The sequence below is a fragment of the Pelomonas baiyunensis genome, assembly GCF_043555935.1.
Lineage (GTDB): Bacteria > Pseudomonadota > Gammaproteobacteria > Burkholderiales > Burkholderiaceae_C > Pelomonas > Pelomonas baiyunensis.
Map to the genome: position 1 here is coordinate 1307098 of NZ_JBIGIB010000001.1, position 19766 is coordinate 1326863.

The window sequence follows — 19766 nt, forward strand, 5'->3', positions numbered from 1 at the left end:
CTCACATTTGTTGTAGAATGCGAGGCTCTGCTGGAAACGTGACCGAGTGGCCGAAGGTGCTCCCCTGCTAAGGGAGTATGCGGGCAAAACCTGCATCGAGGGTTCGAATCCCTCCGTTTCCGCCAAACCTTCAAAGCCCGTCCTTGTGACGGGCTTTGTCTTTTCTGGCTTTCGCTGTGCTTCGTTCTACCGCTCTTCAGCGTTGCATTCAGGTGTAGCGCGTGGCGCGATCGCCGCGGACGAACGCCCACAGTTGCAGCCCGCACTGCTGCGCTGACTGCACCGCCAGGCTGCTTGGGGCGGACACGCAGGCGAGCAACCCCGCGCCCGCAGTGGCGGCCTTCTGAACGAGTTCATAACTCGCGCGGCTGGACATCAGCACAAAGCCCGCCGCCACATCGACCCGTTGGCGTGCGAGAGCACCGGTCAACTTGTCCAGCGCGTTATGGCGCCCGAGGTCTTCGCGGGCCAAGACCACCTCGCCGTCCAGCGTGCACCACGCCGCCGCGTGCATGCCGCCACAGGCCGTGTTCAAGGGTTGGTATGCGGGCAACTCGCGCACCGCGCGCTGCAGTGCCGCAGGCGCCACTTCGAGGGCAGGCAATGCACGGGGCGTCAGCGCCTGCAACTGCGCCAGGCTTTCAATACCGCACAGTCCGCAGCCGGTTCGGCCCGCCAGCGTTCGGCGGCGCGCCTTCAGCCGTTGCTCGCACGCTGCCGTGACCGTCAACGCCAGTTCCAGCCCGGTGGGATGGGCCAGGGCTTCCACGTCCAGCAACTCTTGCCGATGGGCCAACCAGCCCTCGGCCAAGCCAAAGCCCAGGGCAAAGTCTTCCAGATCGGTGGGGCTGGCCATCATCACGGCCTGCGAGATTCCGTTCACGGTGAGCGCGACGGCCGTTTCAACCGCCACCTGCTCTGCGACGCTGGGTTGGAGGGGCGTCAGTGAAAGCAGGGCAGCGTCTAAGTCCATGCGCCGGATCATAGGAGCGCGGTCTGGGGGATATGACCCGACAAGGGTGGGGGCAGCATGGGGCATATGCCCCAGTGGCGGCTCGGTGTGGCTGTTGACCCGATGCTGGCTTGCCGGCGTCGTTCGATGAATTCATACAAATCAACGGCTTATCTTGCAAGCGGTTGAGAGGCGACGGCCGGCATGCCTTTCGCTGAGATGAGCCGTAGCCAGCGCGCGGGGCGCAGGCACGGATCAGGAGCCAGCATGGCCCAAGTGTTGAAATCATTCACCGCCAGTGCCCTTGTGGCCGCCTCCCTCCTGCCGGCCCAAGCCCAAGTGGTGATGGCGGGCAGCTATCAGAACTTCGACGTGCTGAACAACACCGGCGCTCCGACCTACGGGTTCGAGATGGAGGTGTGGGGCATCAGCAAGTCGCACCTCACGCGCATCTTTCCGTCCAACTTCTATCCTGACGTCATCCGCTACGGCTTCGGCTCGGCGACGGACTTCCCCGGCGGCGTGAACGTCCGCTGGGCTGCCCGCTACGACCCGGCCACGGGCCGCTGGTCCACGGCCACGCCGGTGCCGCCGTCATTGACGAGTGTGCCGGGCGAGTCGTGCTGGACTTTGGGCATGCCTGCGACGTATGCGTCGGCCGGCTGCGAGCATTTCGGTATCAGTTCCACGCTGAACCCCAGCCGCATCGTGTACTACTGGTTGGTGCCCGACCCGGCCGTGCCGGGCAATTTGATGCGCACCAGCCAGAGCGTGAGCATTCCGGCGCCGACGTGGTCCGTCGTGCAGCCCGCCAACCCGGCCTTGCCACCGGTTGTGGCCGCCGAGGTGCCGGCCCCGCCGCCGCGAGTGGTGGCGCAGTTTGGCGACGCCCAGTGGGTGCGTGTGTACAAGACGGAGAACGCGGCCAAGGTGGAGCTGGAGCAGTTGGTGGGTGACAACCGTGCCGTGGTGCCTGAGCAGGCCGCACAGCTTGAAGTCAGCTGGAGCTTGCTCCAGGCCGACCCGCCGGATGGCGGCCGCAAGCGCCAACGCGGCAAGCTGGCCAACCAGGGCAACGTGGGCGCCGGCAATCGCGCCGTCGTGCGCCGCTACGAGTACTACAAGTACGCCGGCGCCTATGACCCCGTGACCCACGAAGCCCTGTGCGCCGACCTGACCTGCACGGCCCCGAGCCCCGGTGAATTGGGTGACGCCGTGGGCGCACAGAACGCCGCCGCCAACCTGGACGTGAACGCGCTGACTGTGAGCGTGCTGGGCAGTGGCAGCGTGTCGTCGTCGGACAAGGTCATTGCTTGCCCGAACAAGTGCCAGGGCGTCTACACGCCGGGCAGCACCGTGACGCTGACGGTCAAGCCCGCCAGCGGCAACACCTTCTCGGGCTGGAGCGGCGCCTGCACCGGCGTGGCCACCAACTGCACGGTCACGCTCAATGCGGAGAAGGCGGTGACGGCCACGTTTGCTGCGCAAGCCGGCGGCGGTGGCGGTGGCGGTGGCGGTGCGGGTGGCGGCAGCCCGAGCGTGAAGCTGGTGCTGGCGACGTCGGGCAGCGGGACGGTGGTCAGCACGCCGGCGGGCATCGACTGCGGCAAAACCTGCTCTGCGGCTTACACCTTGGGCACGACGGTGGCCTTGCGCGCCGTGCCGGCGGCTGGCAAGGCGTTCACCGGCTGGACCGGAGCCTGCAGCGGGCTGGACCCGAACGCCTGCGTCGTGACCCTGAACGCCGACACCAAGGTTCAAGCAGGCTTTAGCAAGTGACGCCTGTGCCGGGCGCGCCGTGGAGTGGCTACATTCAAGCGTCCTCCGCTCGCGCCCGGCCCTGCCGTCTCGACATGCCTCAACCCTGGAAAGTTCTGCACTTTTTGCTGACACCCACCGGGGCGCAGCCCCTGGGGCTGACCCGCGTGTTCGCGGGTGTGGGTGCGGCGGCCATTGGGGCTTTCAGCCTGGCGATGGGCGTGTGGTTGTCCAGTTGGCTGGAGCAACGCATGCTGGAGCGCGACGCGGCCTTGAGCCGTGATTTCGTGCAGAGCATTGCCGACATCCAGCGCGTGGCGGCCTTTTTTGCCAAGCCCGAAGGCGCGCCCAGCGCGGCTGTGGGCGAGTTTTTTGCGCACGTGGCGGCCATGCCCGATGTGCTGCGCGCCAATGTGTATGCCCCGGACCGCCGCGTGCTGTGGTCCAGCAATGCCGCGCTCATTGGCCAGGTGTTCCCGGCCAATGAAGAGCTGGACGAGGCGCTGGAAGGGCAGGTGGTGGTGAATGCCGAGCAGGGCGACGACCATGCGGAAAAGGCCGAGCACGTGGGCTTGAATGCGGCCGCCCATCGCTACGTCGAGAACTACCTTCCGGTGTACGAGCCCCGGTCGCGCCGCATGATGGGCGTCATCGAGGTGTACCGCCGGCCGACGGCCTTGTTTGAATCGATCCGTGAGGGGCAGGTGCGCATCTGGATCGGTGCGGCGGGCGGCGGCCTCTTCCTGTTTGCGGTGCTCGTGTGGTTCGTGCGGCGCACGGAGCGCGCCATGGCGTCCCAGCAGAAGCGGTTGGTGGAAGCCGACGCCATGGGCATGGTGGGTGAGATCTCGGCCGCGGTGGCGCACAGCATCCGCAACCCGTTGGGGTCCATCCGCAGTTCCGCGGAACTGCAGCGTGAACTGGGTCAAGACCCGCAAGGCGTGCACGCGGAAGTGATGGGCCATGTGGACCGCATCGAGCATTTGGTGCGCAGCCTGCTGACCTTGGCCGCCGCTCCGGTGGACAGTGGTGGGCAGGCCGACTTGGGGGCGGTGCTGCGCTCGGCCGCCGAGCGGTTTCGCCCGCAGTTCGCGGCAGACGGCCGCAGTTTTCAGTGCGAGTTGCCGAGCGGCTTGGGCTTTGTGGCGGCAGACCCGGTGTTGCTCGCGCAGGTGGTGGATTCCCTGCTGGCCAATGCGGCAGACGCCACCGGCCCCGGCCAGCGCATCACGCTCACGGCCGGGCGCCGCGGGCGTGAGGCCTGGGTGTCGGTCGAAGACACGGGCGCAGGCATTGCGCCACAACATCTCGCTGAGGTGTTCAAACCCTTTTTCACCACAAAGCCACGGGGCCTGGGGCTCGGATTGAACCTTGTGAAACGACTGGTGGAGCGCCAGGGCGGCCGCGTCGAGTTGGCCAGCCAACTCGGTGAAGGCACGCGGGTGACGCTCCAGCTGCCCTTGCGCTGAACCGAACGCCATGCCTGATTCCGCACGACCACGCGCACGCGCCTCCTCCATCGCCGAACCCGGTGGTGGTCGGGCGGTATTGATCATTGACGACGAGGCCACGCTGGGCCGCAACATAGCCACCTACCTGGGTCGCCTGGGTTGGGAGGCCCTGTGGGTGGGCTCGGCAGAGGAGGGTTTGCTTCGGCTGCCCGAGTTCCGTCCCGACGTGATCTTGCTGGACCACAACCTGCCTGGCACCAGCGGCCTGGAGGCTTTGCCGCGCCTCCTGGCGGCCGAGCCTGCCGCGCAGGTCGTGCTGATGACAGGCCACGGCTCCATCGACCTCGCCGTGGCCGCCATGAAGCAAGGCGCGGCAGACTACCTGGCCAAGCCCCTGGCCCTGTCGGAACTCAAGCTGCTGCTGGAGCGGCTGATGGGCCAGCATCGGCTGGCTCGAACGGTGGACTACTACCGGGGCCGCGAGGCGGGCGGCAGTGGGCTGGACAAACTGTTGGGCGCATCGCCCCGGTTGCAGATGCTGCGCGAGCGCATCGGCATGCTGCTGGATGCCGAGCGCGCGCTGGTGGATGGCGACGCCCCGACGGTGCTGATCCAGGGCGAAACCGGCACGGGCAAGGAACTGGTGGCCCGCGCGTTGCACTTCGGGGGCACGCGTGCCCAGGCGCCCTTCGTGGAGTTGAACTGCGGCGCACTGCCCCAGCATCTGGTGGAAGCCGAGTTGTTCGGCTACGAGCGGGGTGCCTTCACCGATGCCCGCGAGCGCAAGGCCGGCCTCGTGGAGGCGGCACAAGACGGCACTTTGTTTCTGGACGAAATCGGCGAGGCCGATGCCGGCACTCAGGTCAAGCTCTTGAAGCTGCTGGAAGACCGCCGCATCCGCCGCCTGGGCAGTTCACGCGAGTTGCAGGTGAACGTGCGCATCGTGGCCGCCACACACCGGTCGCTGGAGCAAATGGTGCGCGACGGGCAGTTCCGGGCGGACCTGTACTTCCGCTTGCGCATCGTGGAGCTGTCCGTGCCGCCGCTGCGCGAGCGCGGGGAAGACGTGCTGCTGCTGGCCGAGCATTTCCTTGCACACCATGCGCAGCGCTACCGGCGGCCGCCCCCTCGGCTGGACGGGGAGGCCGTGGCGCTGTTGCGCCGCCATGCCTGGCCCGGCAACGTGCGCGAGTTGCGCAATGCCATGGAACAAGCGCTGCTGCTGGCCCGCGGCAACGAAGTCGGCTGGCGGGAACTGTCGTTCCTGGACCTGGACACGACAGACGCTGCGTTGCGGCCCGCCGCGGGCGGCAACCTGCCCGAGTCGTTGAACCTGGACCAACACGAGCGGGCGCTGATCGGCCTGGCGCTGGAGCGCACAGCGGGCAACGTGACGCAAGCCGCCCGGCTGCTGGGCATCAGCCGCGACACGCTGCGCTACCGGTTGGAGCGTCACGGCATGTCCGGGGATGGCGCAGCCGCACCGCAGCTGCGTTGAGCGCTTGGCGGTCAGGTGAGCGCCTGAGAGAAGCGCGGGCGGTGGGCCCGCGCGTTCCAGGCCCGTGACGTTGGGGCCTGGCTCTCTTGCTTACATGCCGGCGTAGTTCGGACCGCCACCGCCTTCCGGCGTGACCCACACGATGTTTTGCGTCGGGTCCTTGATGTCGCAGGTCTTGCAGTGCACGCAGTTCTGCGCGTTGATCTGCAGGCGCTCCCCACCGCCCGCCTCGTTGGGCACGAACTCGTACACGCCCGCCGGGCAATAGCGGCTCTCGGGGCCGGCGAACTTGGCCAGGTTGACCTGCACCGGCACCGATGCGTTTTTCAGCGTCAGGTGGGCCGGCTGGTTTTCCTCGTGGTTGGTGTTGGAGATGAACACCGACGAGAGGCGGTCGAAGGTCAGCTTGCCATCGGGCTTCGGGTAGGCGATCGGCTGGCACTCGGCAGCCGGGCGCAGCGCGGCATGGTCCGCCTTGTGGTTGTGGAGCGTCCACGGCGGGGTGGAGACGCCCAGCTTGGGCAGCAGCCACTGCTCGATGCCGGTCATCAGCTTGCCGGTGGTCTGACCCTTCTTGAACCACAGCTTGAAGTTGCGGGTTTGCTGGAGTTCTTCGTTGAGCCAGCTCTTCTCGAAGGCCTCAGGGTAGGCGCTCAGTTCGTCCTGCGCACGGCCGGCGTCGAGTGCGGGCGCCAGAGCTTCGGCGCACAGCATGCCGCTCTTGATGGCCGCATGGCTGCCCTTGATGCGCGCCGCGTTCAGGTAGCCGGCGTCGCAGCCCACCAGCGCGCCACCCGGGAACACGGTCTTGGGCAGGGCCTGCGGCGTGCCGTTGTTGATGGCACGTGCGCCGTAGCCGATGCGCTTGCCGCCTTCGATGTGGGCGCGGATGGCCGGGTGGGCCTTCCAGCGCTGCATTTCCTCGAAGGGGCTCATGTACGGGTTCTGGTAGTCCAGACCGATCACGAAGCCGAGCGTGACCTTGTTGCCGTCCAGGTGGTACAGGAAGCCGCCGCCGAAAGTGTCGTCCACCATGGGCCAGCCAGCGGTGTGCACCACCTTGCCGGGCTGGGCCTTGTCGGCCGGGATTTCCCACAGCTCCTTGATGCCGATGGCGAAGGTCTGCGTGTCCTTGCCCTCGGTCAGCTTGAACTTCTCCAGCAGCTGCTTGCCCAGGTGGCCGCGTGCGCCCTCCGAGAAGATCGTGTACTTGCCGAGCAGTTCCATGCCGAGCTGGAAGCTGTCGCCGGGCTCGCCTTCCTTGGTGATGCCCATGTTGCCCGTGGCCACGCCCTTGACGCGTCCTTGCTCGTCGTACACGACCTCGGCAGCCGCAAAGCCCGGGAAGATTTCGATGCCCAGGCTCTCTGCCTGCTGGGCCATCCACTTCACCACGTCCGACAGGCTGATCACGTAGCAGCCGTGGTTGTGGAAGTTGCGCGGCACGAAGGCGTCCGGGGTGCGGGTGCTGCCGGATTCGCTCAGGAAGAGCACGTCGTCCCCGGTCACCGGCTGGTTGAGCGGCGCGCCGAGTTCTTTCCAGTTCGGGAACAACTCGGTGATGGCGCGCGGGTCCATGACCGCGCCGGACAGGATGTGCGCGCCGGGTTCCGAGCCCTTTTCGAGCACGACGATGTTGGCGTCGGGCTTGAGTTGCTTCAGGCGGATGGCCGTGGCGAGGCCCGCCGGGCCGCCACCAACGATCACCACGTCGTACTCCATGGACTCGCGGGGGCCGTACTGGGCCAGGATTTCTTCGGACGTCATGTGGGTCTCCGGCGGTATTGAATTGCGCGCGATTCTAGAGAGGCTGAAACCGAAATCGAACGATCGTGCTTTTTTAGTGCGCGGGCTCTAGCCCGGTAGGATGGTTGCAACCCATTCACAAGGCAGTCTCATGAGTTACTCCATCGATCTTGAAGGCCGCGTGGCCCTGGTGACCGGTGCATCCAGCGGTCTGGGCGCGCAGTTTGCACGCACCTTGGCAAAAGCCGGTGCCTGCGTGGTGCTGGCGGGCCGGCGCATGGAGCGCCTGAAAGACCTGCGGGCGGAAATTGAAGGCAATGGCGGCGACGCCCATGTCGTGCAGCTGGACGTGACCGATGTGGCCAGCATCAAGGCCGCGGTGGCGCACGCCGAGACGGAAGTCGGCACGCTGGACATTCTGATCAACAACTCCGGCGTGTCGACGACGCAGCGGCTGACCGACGTGACGGAGAACGACTACGACTTCGTCATGGACACCAACACCCGTGGTGCTTTCTTCGTGGCGCAAGAGGTGGGCAAGCGCATGCTGGCGCGGGCGCGTGGCTCGGCGCCGGGTTCGTTTGTGGGCGGTCGCATCGTGAACGTGGCTTCGATGGCGGGGCTGCGCGTGCTGGGGCAGATCGGCGTGTACGCCATGAGCAAGGCGGCGGTCATTCACATGACCCGCGCCATGGCGTTGGAGTGGGGCAAGTACGGCATCAACGTCAATGCCATCTGCCCGGGCTACATCGACACCGAAATCAACCACCACCACTGGAGCACCGAGCAAGGCAAGAAGCTGGTGGAACTGCTGCCGCGCAAGCGTGTGGGGCAGCCGCAGGATCTGGACACCACGTTGCTGATGCTGTGCGCCAACGAAAGCCACTTCATCAATGGCGCTGTCATTCAGGCTGACGACGGATTTGGGGTCTGACGCATGGCGATGAAGCGAGACCTGACCCCGCTGGAGGCCCGCGCGTTGGCCGTGTTGGTGGAGAAGGAACACACGGTGCCGGACAGCTACCCACTGTCGGCCAACGCGCTGACGGCCGGCTGCAACCAGAAAACTGCGCGCGACCCGGTGATGGAGGTCAGTGAGTCGGAGGTGCTGGCCACGGTGGAAGAGCTCAAGGGCCTGGCGCTGGTGAACACCGTGAGCGGTAGCCGCGTGCTGCGCTACGAGCACAACTTCGCGCGGGCGGCTGGGGTGCCCGGCGCCGCAGTGGCGCTGCTGACGCAGCTGATGCTGCGCGGCCCGCAGACCGCGGCGGAACTGCGCCAGAACACTGAGCGGCTGCACCGGTTTGCCGATGTGTCCTCGGTCGAGGGCTTTCTGGAAGAGTTGGCCGGGCGGGAGGCGCCCATGGCGATCAAGCTGCCCAAGGCCCCGGGTGCGCGCGAGGCCCGGTGGGCGCACCTGCTGTGTGGGCCGGTCGCCTCGGTGGACCAAGCCGCCGCGGTGGCGCAGCCGCGTGATGAAGAGCTCGCCCTGCAGCGGGTGGAACTGGCTGCGCTGCGCGCCGAGGTGGCCTCATTGCGCGACCTGGTGAACCGCATGGCGGCCGAGTTGGGCATGCAGCCATGAGGTACGTCGTTCCTGCGCAGAAGAAGCTCACGTACGAGTGCCGCATTCCCATGCGCTGGGGCGACATGGACGCCATGGGGCACATCAACAACACGTTGTACTTCCGCTACCTGGAAATCGCGCGTGTCGATTGGCTGACGCAGATCGGAGCACCGCCCAACCCTGGCGGGCAGGGGCCGGTGATCGTGAACGCGTTTTGCAACTTCTACCGGCAACTCAAGTGCCCGGGCGAGGTGCTGGCGCGGCACTACGTGAGCGACCCGGGCCGCACCAGTTTTGAAACCTGGATCACGCTGGAGCGCCCCGAGGAGCCGGGCGTCATTTACGCCGAAGGCGGCGCCACCACCTTGTGGTTCGACGCCCAGACCGACAAGGCCATCGCCTTGCCGGACTGGGTGCGTGCCATCGTCAGCTGAGGCTGAGGGCCGTCACGCCGACGTCCCGGCCAGGCGCCTGGCCGTTCAACGCAAGGTGTACTTCACGCTGGCGTAGGCGAAGCGGCCGCGGGCGTCGGTGTAGCTCGGGTCGTAACCCGAGATGAAGAACCAAGCCTGCTGCGAGAACGGGGGCGCGGTGTTGGCCAGGTTCTGCACCCCGGCGCGCAGCGTGAGGGCCTTGGTGGCTTCCCATGCAGCCGACAGGTTCCACAGCGAATACGCGCCCACCTTGCGATCCGGCTTGCCGATGATGTGCTGGTCGTCGTAGCCCTGCAGGTAGCTGTTGGACAAGGTGGCCGAGAAGGGGCCGCGCTCCCAGTCCAGCGCCAGCGTGTGGCGCCAGCGTTGCACCGCGCCGTCGTTGATGAACACGCCCAGGTTGCTGACGAAGGGGTCGCCGTTGCCGGTTTGCTGCTGCGACTTGAGCGTGAGCGTGCCGTTGAGCCGCAGGCCGAATTCGCCGAAGCCGGTTTTCAGGCCGCCGAGCTTCAGGCCCAGGTCCAGCCCGGAGATGCGCTGCTTGCCGCGGTTTTCCTTGACGAGGTCGATGTGGTCGATGGCGTCATCTTCGTCCCGGTGCACCAAGCTGCCGTACTTGGCCAGGTTGCCCAGGATCACATCCACGCCCAACGTGCTGATCAGGTTGGTCTTTTCAATGTTCCAGTAGTCGGCGTTGAAGCTCACGCCCGGCTTGGGTTCAAACACCAGGCCCAGCGAGAACTGGCGGGACTTCTCGGGCTTGAGCTTGGCGTTGCTGTAGTTGAACGTGCTCCAGATGTCCGAACAGTCGGTGACGGTGTTGCTCGGGTCGGCCGCCAGGCAGACCGGGTCCACCAGCGTGGCGGAGGAACCCGTGGTGACCGGCCGGTACAGGTCCGACAGGCTGGGTGCGCGAAAGCCCTTGCCCACCGAGGCCCGCAGCAGCAGCTCCGGCATGGGCACGTATTTCAGGCCCAGCTTCGGGCTGGCTGCGCCGCCGCTCACCTGGTAGTGCTCGTAGCGCAGCGCGGCCTGCAGTTCCAATTGCTTGGTGATGGGCGCGCTCAACTCGCCAAACACCGCGCTGACCTGGCGGGACTTACCGAAGTCGGAGTCGGGGCCTTGCGAGGTTTCACCCAAGATGAGGTCTTGCTTGAGGGCGTCGGACTGGTGGTAGTTCTGCTTTTCGCGGCGGAACTCGCCGCCCAGGGCGACGGCCAGGTCCCCGCCGGCCAGGCTCATCAAGGGCTTGGAGGCCTTGAAATCCAGGCTGTCCATGTTGCCGGTGGCGTGGCGCACCTCACCGCGAATCTGGGCGGCGCTGTAGAGCGCCAGGCCCTTGGCGTCCGACGTCTTGAACGGGCTGATCGTGCCCTTGGCAAACCCGTCGAGGATCATCTGCTCGTTCAGGTAGCCGTTGTAGTCACGGTCGGACACCTTGCTGGTGCTGTGGTTGTAGGCCCACTCGTAGTCCCAGCCTGCCACCACGCCTTGCGTGCCCAGCACGAAGCGTTGTGTGTCCGACACCAGCTCGCTCGTGCGCAGGCCGGCCTCGGTGAGGCGTGTGCGCACGGTGATGACGCGGTTTTCGTCGTCAGCGTCCAGCGTGTTCAGCGAACTGCCCTTGAGCGCCGGCACCAGGGCCACATCCACGTCCGCCGCCACGCGGTTGGGCGTGCCCGTGTAGAAGGTGCGTGCCCGGGCCACCGACACCTCGGCGAACAGCTGGTGGCCGCCGCCGAGGTTCAAGATGCCGCGGGTGAACGCGCTGCTCTTGGTGGACTTCGGGTAGAGCTCCAGGTCCCGCATGTAGTCGAAGGTGCAGCCGTCCACGCCGCCGATGCCGTCCGGCAGGTAGAGGTTGGCCGGCGGGTTGCAGCCGGTGGCGGCGGCCGGGTTCACGATGCGCGAATCGATGACGTCTTTTCCGTTGGACTTGAAGCCTTCGGATTGCAGGATGTCGCGTTGGTCCGACGACAAACGCATGTTGCCGGGGAAGGTGTAGCTGGACAGCAGGTCCGGCAGCCGGCCGGGAATGTCCAGGTCCTTGATGAACTGGCGCTTGGAGGCGTTCAGGCTGGTGGTTTTCTGGATGTCCAGCACCCCGAACACATTGAAGCCGTCGCGGCCAAAGTCGCCGAAGCCGCCCGCCAACGTGGCCGAGCGCTTGGTGGCGCCGTGGCCTTCGGTCGTGTTGCCGGCGAGGGCGCTGAGGTCAATGCCGCTGAAATCCTTGCGGGTGATGAAGTTGATGACGCCGCCGATGGCATCGGAGCCGTACAGCGACGATGCACCGTCCAGCAGGACCTCGACGCGCTGGATCGCGGCAGCGGGGATGCTGTTGAGGTCCACGCCCGCAGCGTCGCCAGGCGACGCGAAGTTGGCCATGCGCCGGCCGTTCAGCAGCACGAGCGTGGACGACACGCCCAGCCCGCGCAGGTTGGCGGCGTTGAAGCCCATCTGGTCGCGAAAACCGCCGTAGGCCACGCTGCCGCCGTCGGTCAGGTTGTTGGCGCTGGCGCTGATGCGGGCGATCAACTCGGCGGCGGTGGTGACACCGGCCTTGTCGATCTCATTGCGCGTGATGACCTGCACCGGCAGGGCCGTTTCGCCCTCGATGCGCTTGATGGCCGTGCCGGTGATCTGAACGCGTTCGAGCGACGTCTGGGCTTGCGCCGAAGCGCCCAAGGCGAGCAGGGCGGCCGCCAGGGCCAGGCGAGAAGGGCGGGGGCTGTGCATGGGGATCTCTCCGAGGTTCGACGGAGTCTAGGCAGCCGCGCCAGTGCTGCCAGTGCGTTTGAGCGGCATTCGTCTCAATCGCGCCACGATGGCGTCGTTCGATTTAGGGGCGGAACGGGCGTGGCGCTCTGTCATGATGCGCGCTCTGACGCAGGAGGGCAGTACGCATGAGGGCATGGATCTGGGCCGGTGTGGTCGCAATGGCGGTGGCCATGGGCGTGCAGGCAGCTCCCCCCACCTTGGTCGCTGCGGCGTCGCCCGCGGCGAGTGCGCCTGCCTCGACCGGTTTCAAGCTGCTGCGGCCTGCGCCGGCGGCCTCTGCGCCCAAGGCGACCAACCCGGCCACGGCCCCGAAGCCGGCGCCCGCTGCGGCCCCTGGGTCGGGCGCTTTGCAGCCCTTGCCCGACGCTGAGCCTGCGATTCGCGGCTATGCGGTGCCCATCGGCGGTGCGCTGAAGGCGGACAACGAAGAGGTGTGGCAGCGCATCGTGCAACTGGCAGGCGGCAAGGGCGCGCGCTTCGTGGTGTTCGGCACGGCCAGTGAAGACCCCGAAGCCAGTGCCAAGCAGGTGGTCGACCTGCTGCAGCGGCGCGGCGCCGTGGCCGAGGCCTTGCCGGTGGCACCGAAGTTTCTGTGGGTGGACCTGAACAAGGTGGTGCGCGACCCGGCGCTGATCGCCAAGGTGAAGGCCGCCAAGGGCATCTTCTTCACCGGCGGTGTGCAGGAGCGCATCGTGGACGTGCTGCAGCCCGGTGGGCAGAGCACGCCCATGTTGGAAGCCATTTGGGACGTGTACCGCAAAGGCGGCGTCGTGGCCGGCACCTCGGCGGGCGCGGCCATCATGAGCACGATCATGTTTCGCGACGCCCCCAGCGTCGTGAACATCCTCAAGGGTCGTTTTGCCGACGGCAAGCAAGTGGACCGCGGCTTGGGCTTCGTGGGCCCCAATTTGTTCGTGGACCAGCACTTCCTGAAGCGGGGCCGGTTCGGCCGCATGATCCCGCTGATGATGGCCAAGGGCTACAAGATCGGCCTGGGTGTGGACGAGAACACGGCGGCCATCATCCGCGGCGATGAGATCGAAGTGATCGGCGACCGCGGCTGCATGGTGGTGGACCTGACCGAAGCGCGCAGCGATGCATCTCTGGGTGCGTTCAACGTGCAGGGTGCGCGCCTGTCGTACCTGGAACATGGCGACCGTTACCACCTCCGCGCCCGCTCCACCACGCCCTCCGCGCCCAAGCTGCGGGGCGAACTGCACGACGCCGAGTCGCCCAACTTCAAGCCGTACTACACCGACGACATGTTCCACCTGGACATGCTGGGCGACTCGACCATCTCGGCCGCCATGAGCCGGCTGATCGACAGCGTGCAGAAAGAGGTCAAGGGCCTGGCGTTTGACGTGCTGCCGCGCACCAACGACCCGCTGGCGGAGTTGGGCTTCCTGTTCCGCCTGTACAAGGGGTCGGACTCGCTGGGCTGGAGCACCGAAGAGTTCGGCGGCGAGCAGTTCACCGTCACCAACCTTTACCTGGACATCAGCCCGGTGCGCTTGCCCATGCCGCTGTACGGCGGCTGGACGGGGCCGGTGCGCGCCGCACCGAAGGCCGCTGCACCTGCGGCCTCGGGCGTCACCCCTTGAGCGCCGTGCAGCGCAACCCCGATTGCGGCGTGAGGCAGCCCTGATGCCGAACGGCAAGGTGGTGGTGGTGGGCGGTGCGCTGCAGCCGGGTAGCGACGCGGTCTGGCAGCGCATCGTGGACGAAGCGGGCGGCGCCGGGGTGCCGATTGCCGTGTTCCCGACCGCCGCGTATGAGCCCGAGCGCATCTCCGCGCAGATCGTCGCTGCGCTGAGCCGCTGCGGCGCGCGGCCCGACGTGGTGCCGCTGGCGCCCCATCTGGACGGTGTGGACGTGCAGGCAAGCCTGAACGACCCGGCCTTGATTGCCCGTGTGGCGGGCAGTCGGGCGGTGTTCTTTTCGGGTGGCGCGCAGGAGTACATCGTCGACACCCTGCAGCCGGGCGGTGCGTCCACCGCCATGCTGGACGCCGTGCGCGCGGTGCATGCGGCCGGCGGCGTGGTGGCCGGCACCAGTGCCGGTGCGGCTGTGATGAGCGAATGGATGTTTCGCGACGCCATGGACACGCTGGCCGTGCTGCGTGGTCGTTGGCGGGCGGGGCAAGAGTACGACCGGGGCCTGGGCCTGCTGCCGGCGGGTGTGCTGGTGGATCAGCATTTCCTGAAGCGCGGGCGCATCGGGCGGTTGTTGCCTGCGCTGCAGGCGCTGGGCTGCCGCTGGGGCGTGGGCGTGGATGAAAACGCAGCGGTGGTGTGGGATGGCATGGCCTTCGAGGTCATTGGCGGCAGCGGGGCCGTGTTGGTGGACCTGGCCGAGGCGCAACGCGATCCCGCCTTGCCCGCCTTCAACCTGCGCGGCGTGCGGCTGACCTATCTTGGCGCTGGCGATCGGCACGACCTGAGCACGGGCATCACCACGCCGGCGGCGCACAAACGCCAGCGGCGCGAGCGAGCCCCCGGGCGCCGCATGCCGGTGCCGGAGGGGCGGTACTTCATGGACATCCTGGCCGACGGGGGCTTGCTGGCGGCGCTCACCCAGTTGCTGGACGCCGGGGCAGGCGAGGTGCGCGGCCTGGCCTACCAGGCGCCCGCCGACCTGCGCGAGCCGCAGGCCGAGGTGGGGTTCGAGTTCCGGCTGACCCGGGGCGAGGCGCTGCGGGCCTGGATGACCCCGGGGCAAGGGTTGCACGAGGGCACCCTGTGCGACGCGCGATTGGATGTGGTGCCGGTGCGGGTGGCGCACCCCTTGTTCACGCCGCTGGGCGCCTGACCACGGCTGACGCCCGTCGAGGCCCTGGCAACCGTGTGGGGCGTGCCCCCGCGCCACAATCGTGGGCATGAACGAACTTGCATCTCGCCCCGAGGGGTTTCAGCGTGTGCATGCCGCCTTGACGGCCGTGGACCACCCCCATGCCCCGCTGTGGCTGGAGGTGGCCGCGCGCACGGCACAGGAGGCCGCGGATGCGCTGGGCGTCACGCTGGGGCAAATCGCCAAGTCGGTGGTGTTTCGGCGCAAGGTGGATGACACGGCGGTCTTGGTGATCACCTCCGGCGACAAACGCGTGGATGAAAGCAAGCTCAAGCCGCTGACCGGGCCGCTGGCGCGGGCCGATGCCGACTACGTGAAGGCCCGCACCGGCTTCTCGATCGGAGGGGTGTCGCCGGCCGGCTTCGCACCGGCTGATGGCGCCGCGCCGCCGCAGCTGTACATCGACCGCGAACTGTTCCGCTTTGACGTGATCTGGGCCGCCGCAGGCCACCCCAACGGCGTGTTTCAGCTGAGCCCGGATGCCCTGGTGGCCCTGACCGGCGCGCCGGTGATTGACGTGGTGCAGGCATGACGCAAGCCGTAGCGTCTCCCTGCGTGCACGTGTGCGAGATCGACGCGCGCAGCGGCTGGTGCCAGGGCTGCGCGCGCAGCCTGGATGAGATTGCCGGTTGGGGCAGCGCGCCGGCCGCGCGGCAGCGCCAGATCCTCGCGTTGCTGCCACCGCGTCGCCGGGCATTGCAGGAACAAGGGCTTTGGTTGGGGCCCGCGTTGCCCAACTTGGAGGGGAACGCATGAAGCAGCTGACCTTTTATTTCGACCCCATTTCGCCCTACGCCGCTTTGGCGTTCGAGCGCCTGCCCGAGGTGCTGGCGGGCCACAGTGTGGAGGTGACCTACCGCCCCATCCTGTTCGCAGCCCTGCTGCAGGCCCTGGGGCAAAAGGGGCCGGCCGAGATCGAGGCCAAGCGTCGGTGGACCTTTCGGCAGGTGGCCTGGCTGGCGCACAGCCAGGGTGTGGTGCTGGACCCGCCGGCGCAGCACCCGTTCAACCCGTTGCCGCTGTTGCGGCTGGCCTGGGCCTGCGCGGCCCCGCAAGGTGAGCCGGGCGACACGCCGGGGCGCTGGGCGGTGGAGCAGCTCTTCCACCACGTGTGGCGGGGTGCAGGCGCTGACGCCAACGACCCGGCGCGCTTGGCCGCGTTGACCGAGCGCCTGGCGCCCCAACAGCTGCCCGCGGGGGAGGACATCAAGCAGCGCTTGCGCAATGAAACCGAGGCTGCCTTGCACCTGGGCGTGTTCGGCGTGCCCACGATCGCCTTCGACGGGCGGCTGTTCTGGGGGCAGGACGCACTGCCCATGCTGCGCGCCGCGCTGGACGACGACCCCTGGTTTCGCAGCGGAGCGTGGGACGCCGCAGCCCAACCGCGGCCGGGGCTGGTGCGCCGGCATTGACCGGTGGCCGGGACGGGGATGCACGCGGCTCGCGGTTCTCGGCTGAAAACTTTCGTCTACGGAAATACCCGGGAAGGCTGCGATTTCTCGCATTGAGAAATGCCGCCTGAGGGTTGCTGCGGGGTTTGTCAGCTTCGTTTCAGACTGCCGTCAGAACGGGGTCAGAGGCGGTGGGAATAGTGCCTACCAAGGGCGGCCTGCTGAGGTGGCCCGACAACTGGACGGAGACATTTCCATGGCAACTGCGACTTCAACCGCCGCCGCGCCGATGACCAAAGAGGAAAAGAAGGTCATCTTCGCCTCCTCGTTGGGCACCGTGTTCGAGTGGTACGACTTCTACCTCTACGGTTCGCTGGCACCCATCATCGCCAAGCAGTTCTTCGCGGGCCTGGACCCTCAGGCCGCGTTCATCGCGTCCCTGATGGCTTTCGCCGCCGGCTTCATCGTGCGCCCCTTCGGCGCGCTGGTGTTTGGCCGTTTGGGCGACATGATCGGCCGCAAGTACACCTTCCTGGTGACGATCTTGATCATGGGCCTGTCGACCTTCATCGTCGGCGTGCTGCCCACCTACGCCACCATCGGCGCAGCTGCACCGGTCATCTTGATCGGCCTGCGCTTGCTGCAGGGCTTGGCCCTCGGCGGTGAGTATGGCGGTGCCGCCACCTACGTGGCTGAGCATGCCCCCCACGGCAAGCGCGGCGCCTACACGTCCTGGATCCAGACGACCGCGACGCTGGGCCTGTTCCTGTCGCTGATGGTCATCCTGGGCACCCGCACCTCGCTGGGTGAGAAGGACTTCGGCGAGTGGGGCTGGCGCGTGCCGTTCATCGTGTCCATCCTGCTGCTGGGCATCTCGGTGTGGATTCGTTTGAGCATGAACGAGTCGCCCGCCTTCCAGAAGATGAAGGCCGAGGGCAAGACCTCCAAGGCACCGCTGTCCGAGTCCTTCGGCCAGTGGAAGAACCTGAAGATCGTGCTGCTGGCGCTGTTCGGTCTGGTGGCCGGTCAGGGCGTGGTCTGGTACTCGGGCCAGTTCTACGCGCTGTTCTTCCTGACGTCGGTGCTCAAGGTCGATGCGGCCAGCGCCAACATCTGGATCGCCATCTCGCTGATCCTGGGCACGCCGTTCTTCGTCGTGTTCGGTACGCTGTCGGACAAGATCGGCCGCAAGCCCATCATCCTCGCCGGCCTGCTGCTCGCGGTGGTCACCTACTTCCCGCTGTTCAAGGCGCTGACCGAAGCGGCCAACCCGGACCTCGCCAAGGCCCAAGCCAGCGCCAAGGTCACCCTGACCACCAACATGGCCAGCTGCTCCTTCCAAGGCAGCCCGCTGGCGCGTGAAGTGGACTTCACCAGCGCTTGCGACATCGCCAAGCGCGCCCTGGCCGGCCTCTCGGCCAGCTCTGAAACGGTGGAAGCCGCGGCAGGGGCGCCGACGGTTGTGCGCGTCGGCGAGAAGGAAATCGCCGTGCCGACCGCCACCAAGCTGACCGAGCACAAGTTCGACGAAGCCAGCACGAAGGCCATCGCGGCCTTCAAGAAGGACCTTGCCGAAGCGATGAAGGCGGCGGGTTACCCGGCCAAGGCGGACCTGGCCAAGGCCAACGTGCCCATGGTCATCGGCATCCTGTTCATCCTGGTGCTGTATGTGACGATGGTTTACGGCCCGATCGCCGCCATGCTGGTGGAGATGTTCCCGACCCGCATCCGCTACACCTCGATGAGCCTGCCTTACCACATCGGCAACGGCTGGTTCGGTGGCTTGCTGCCCTCGATCACCTTCGCGATGGTGGCGCAGAACGGCAACATCTACCACGGCCTGTGGTACCCCATCGTCATCGCTGCGTGCACCTTCGTGATCGGTCTGCTGTTCGTCCGCGAAACCAAGGACGTGGACATCTACGCCAAGGACTGAGCGCGATGCGGCGCCTCGCGCCGCCTCGCAGTTCCCTGAACAAGGCCGGCGCAAGCCGGCCTTTCTTCATGGTGCTGCCGGTTTCCCGCTTGTCGAGTGCGTTGCCGCCTGCGACGATTTGAAGGATGGCCAAATCCAAGAAAACAGCCGAAGGATCCGAGGGTGGGGGCGCCGAGCAGCGACGCCTGCAGATGGTGGACATCGCACGCCTGGCGGGTGTGTCGGTCTCCACGGTCTCCCGGGCGCTGAATGGCAGCGATCTCGTCAACGCCGAAACCCGGCAGCGCGTGGCGGACCTCGCCCGGTCGCTCAACTACTCGATCAACTTCGGCGCCCGCAACCTGCGGCTGCAGGAGAACAAGACGGTCGCCGTGGTGGTGCCCTTCGATGCCGCCTCCCGCCAGCACATCTCCGATCCTTTCTTCCTGTCCATCGTCGGCTCGATCGCCGATGCCCTGACCGACCGGGGCTACGACATGCTGCTGTCGCGCGTGGACGCCGAGCGGCTGGACCTGGCCTCGCATTGGTTCGACTCCGGCAAGGCCATCGGCGTGATCCTCATCGGCCAGTGGCGCCACCACGACCAGCTCAACGAGATGGCCGCGCGCAAGCTGCCGCTCGTGGTGTGGGGCGGCGAGATGCCGCAGCAGCTGTACTGCAGCGTCGGCGGCGACAACGTGCTTGGCGGGCTGCTCGCCACGCGACACCTGCTGTCACTGGGGCGCCGCCGGGTCGCCTTCATCGGCGATGCCAACTTGCCTGAGGTCTGGCTGCGCCGTGAGGGCTACGTGCAGGCCCTGGCCGAAGCCGGGCTGACCGCCGACCCGGCCCTGGAACTGCCCGCGCCCTTCGAGCCCGGCGTCGCCACCGGCGTGGTGCAGGGCTTCTGCGCGGCGCGGCAGGACATCGATGCCGTCGTCTGCTGCAGCGATGTGCTCGCGCTGCTGACCATCCAGGCCTTGCGCGCGTCCGGCCGCAGCGTGCCGCAGGACGTCGCGGTCGTTGGCTACGACGACATGCCCCTGGCCGCTTATTGCGACCCACCGCTGACGACCGTGCACCAGCCGGTGGCCGAAGCCGGCGCCGAACTCGTGGAGGCGCTGCTTGGACAGCTGCGTGGCGAGCGGGCCGGGCCTCGGACGATGCCCGTGTACCTCAAGCTGCGCCAGAGCGCGCCGCAGTCCGGCGCTTGAACGGGCAGGCCGCACCCGGTGCGGCCCATCGTTCGACATGAGCGCCGTTTGAGTTGCCTATCGTTTTCAAGGCGAAAAGAAAAGCCATTTGTATGTTCAACGTCTAATGGCTTCTACTGAATTGCAATCGATTGCACTCGAAGGGCAACTTGCGCACAATGCATGGCATGGACGGGAGCCGTGTGCCCGCCGTCGCACCGCCTCGCAGAAGG

16 protein-coding genes and 1 tRNA gene are annotated in these 19766 nt (G+C 67.2%); 14 read left to right on the forward strand and 3 right to left on the reverse strand.

What is annotated here, in order from left to right; genetic code table 11:
- Positions 1-32: 32 nt before the first annotated feature.
- Positions 33-125, forward strand: a tRNA-Ser gene (locus ACG01O_RS05900).
- An 83-nt stretch (positions 126-208) separates the two neighbouring features.
- Here ACG01O_RS05900 and fdhD read toward each other — a convergent pair.
- On the reverse strand, positions 209-973 hold the full coding sequence (gene fdhD / locus ACG01O_RS05905) for a formate dehydrogenase accessory sulfurtransferase FdhD (protein ID WP_394382238.1): 765 nt from the start codon (positions 971-973) through the stop codon (positions 209-211).
- Positions 974-1219: 246 nt separating this feature from the next.
- Between fdhD and ACG01O_RS05910 the strand changes: the two genes are divergently transcribed.
- The 3 genes from ACG01O_RS05910 (at position 1220) to ACG01O_RS05920 (ending at position 5659) form a co-directional block, all read left to right on the forward strand.
- Positions 1220-2731 (forward strand): InlB B-repeat-containing protein, encoded by a 1512-nt coding sequence (locus tag ACG01O_RS05910; protein ID WP_394382239.1) that lies wholly within the window; start codon positions 1220-1222, stop codon positions 2729-2731.
- Positions 2732-2805: 74 nt separating this feature from the next.
- Positions 2806-4179, forward strand: a complete 1374-nt coding sequence (locus ACG01O_RS05915; RefSeq protein ID WP_394382241.1) for a sensor histidine kinase — start codon at positions 2806-2808, stop codon at positions 4177-4179.
- Positions 4180-4189: 10 nt separating this feature from the next.
- Complete coding sequence (locus ACG01O_RS05920) at positions 4190-5659, forward strand: sigma-54-dependent transcriptional regulator (RefSeq protein ID WP_394382243.1); 1470 nt, start codon at positions 4190-4192, stop codon at positions 5657-5659.
- A gap of 90 nt (positions 5660-5749) precedes the next feature.
- Here the strand turns inward: ACG01O_RS05920 and ACG01O_RS05925 are convergent, their stop codons facing one another.
- Positions 5750-7426 carry an electron transfer flavoprotein-ubiquinone oxidoreductase gene (locus ACG01O_RS05925; RefSeq protein WP_394382245.1) on the reverse strand — a complete coding sequence of 559 codons (1677 nt, stop codon included), beginning with the start codon at positions 7424-7426 and terminating at the stop codon, positions 5750-5752.
- A gap of 130 nt (positions 7427-7556) precedes the next feature.
- Between ACG01O_RS05925 and ACG01O_RS05930 the strand changes: the two genes are divergently transcribed.
- From ACG01O_RS05930 to ACG01O_RS05940, 3 genes are read left to right on the forward strand one after another with little or no spacing between them, the layout of a single operon-like run.
- Positions 7557-8339, forward strand: coding sequence for an SDR family oxidoreductase (locus ACG01O_RS05930; protein WP_394382247.1), 783 nt, complete (start codon positions 7557-7559; stop codon positions 8337-8339).
- A gap of 9 nt (positions 8340-8348) precedes the next feature.
- Positions 8349-8990: a YceH family protein gene (locus ACG01O_RS05935; protein ID WP_394382249.1), complete on the forward strand. Its 642-nt coding sequence runs from the start codon at positions 8349-8351 to the stop codon at positions 8988-8990.
- The gene (locus tag ACG01O_RS05940; protein ID WP_394382252.1) at positions 8987-9406 is read left to right on the forward strand and encodes an acyl-CoA thioesterase; all 420 of its coding nucleotides are present in this window, start codon (positions 8987-8989) and stop codon (positions 9404-9406) included. Before ACG01O_RS05935 ends, ACG01O_RS05940 begins: the two co-directional genes overlap by 4 nt.
- A 45-nt stretch (positions 9407-9451) precedes the next feature.
- Here the strand turns inward: ACG01O_RS05940 and ACG01O_RS05945 are convergent, their stop codons facing one another.
- Positions 9452-12145, reverse strand: coding sequence for a TonB-dependent receptor (locus tag ACG01O_RS05945; RefSeq protein ID WP_394382254.1), 2694 nt, complete (start codon positions 12143-12145; stop codon positions 9452-9454).
- Between the two features lie 167 nt (positions 12146-12312).
- Between ACG01O_RS05945 and ACG01O_RS05950 the strand changes: the two genes are divergently transcribed.
- From ACG01O_RS05950 to ACG01O_RS05980, 7 genes are all read left to right on the forward strand, one after another.
- The gene (locus tag ACG01O_RS05950) at positions 12313-13788 is read left to right on the forward strand and encodes a cyanophycinase (RefSeq protein WP_394382257.1); all 1476 of its coding nucleotides are present in this window, start codon (positions 12313-12315) and stop codon (positions 13786-13788) included.
- A gap of 43 nt (positions 13789-13831) precedes the next feature.
- Positions 13832-14995 carry a cyanophycinase gene (locus tag ACG01O_RS05955; RefSeq protein ID WP_394382260.1) on the forward strand — a complete coding sequence of 388 codons (1164 nt, stop codon included), beginning with the start codon at positions 13832-13834 and terminating at the stop codon, positions 14993-14995.
- Positions 14996-15062: 67 nt separating this feature from the next.
- Entirely contained in the window at positions 15063-15566 is a 504-nt protein-coding gene (locus tag ACG01O_RS05960; RefSeq protein WP_394382262.1) for a YbaK/EbsC family protein, read from the forward strand.
- A complete protein-coding gene (locus tag ACG01O_RS05965) occupies positions 15563-15790 on the forward strand; it encodes a DUF1289 domain-containing protein (RefSeq protein ID WP_394382265.1) in 228 nt (75 codons plus the stop codon). The genes ACG01O_RS05960 and ACG01O_RS05965 overlap by 4 nt, the downstream gene beginning before the upstream one ends.
- On the forward strand, positions 15787-16446 hold the full coding sequence (locus ACG01O_RS05970) for a 2-hydroxychromene-2-carboxylate isomerase (RefSeq protein ID WP_394382267.1): 660 nt from the start codon (positions 15787-15789) through the stop codon (positions 16444-16446). Before ACG01O_RS05965 ends, ACG01O_RS05970 begins: the two co-directional genes overlap by 4 nt.
- Positions 16447-16681: 235 nt before the next feature.
- On the forward strand, positions 16682-18361 hold the full coding sequence (locus ACG01O_RS05975; RefSeq protein ID WP_394382269.1) for an MFS transporter: 1680 nt from the start codon (positions 16682-16684) through the stop codon (positions 18359-18361).
- Positions 18362-18486: 125 nt separating this feature from the next.
- Positions 18487-19554, forward strand: a complete 1068-nt coding sequence (locus tag ACG01O_RS05980; protein ID WP_394382272.1) for a LacI family DNA-binding transcriptional regulator — start codon at positions 18487-18489, stop codon at positions 19552-19554.
- Positions 19555-19766 lie beyond the last annotated feature (212 nt).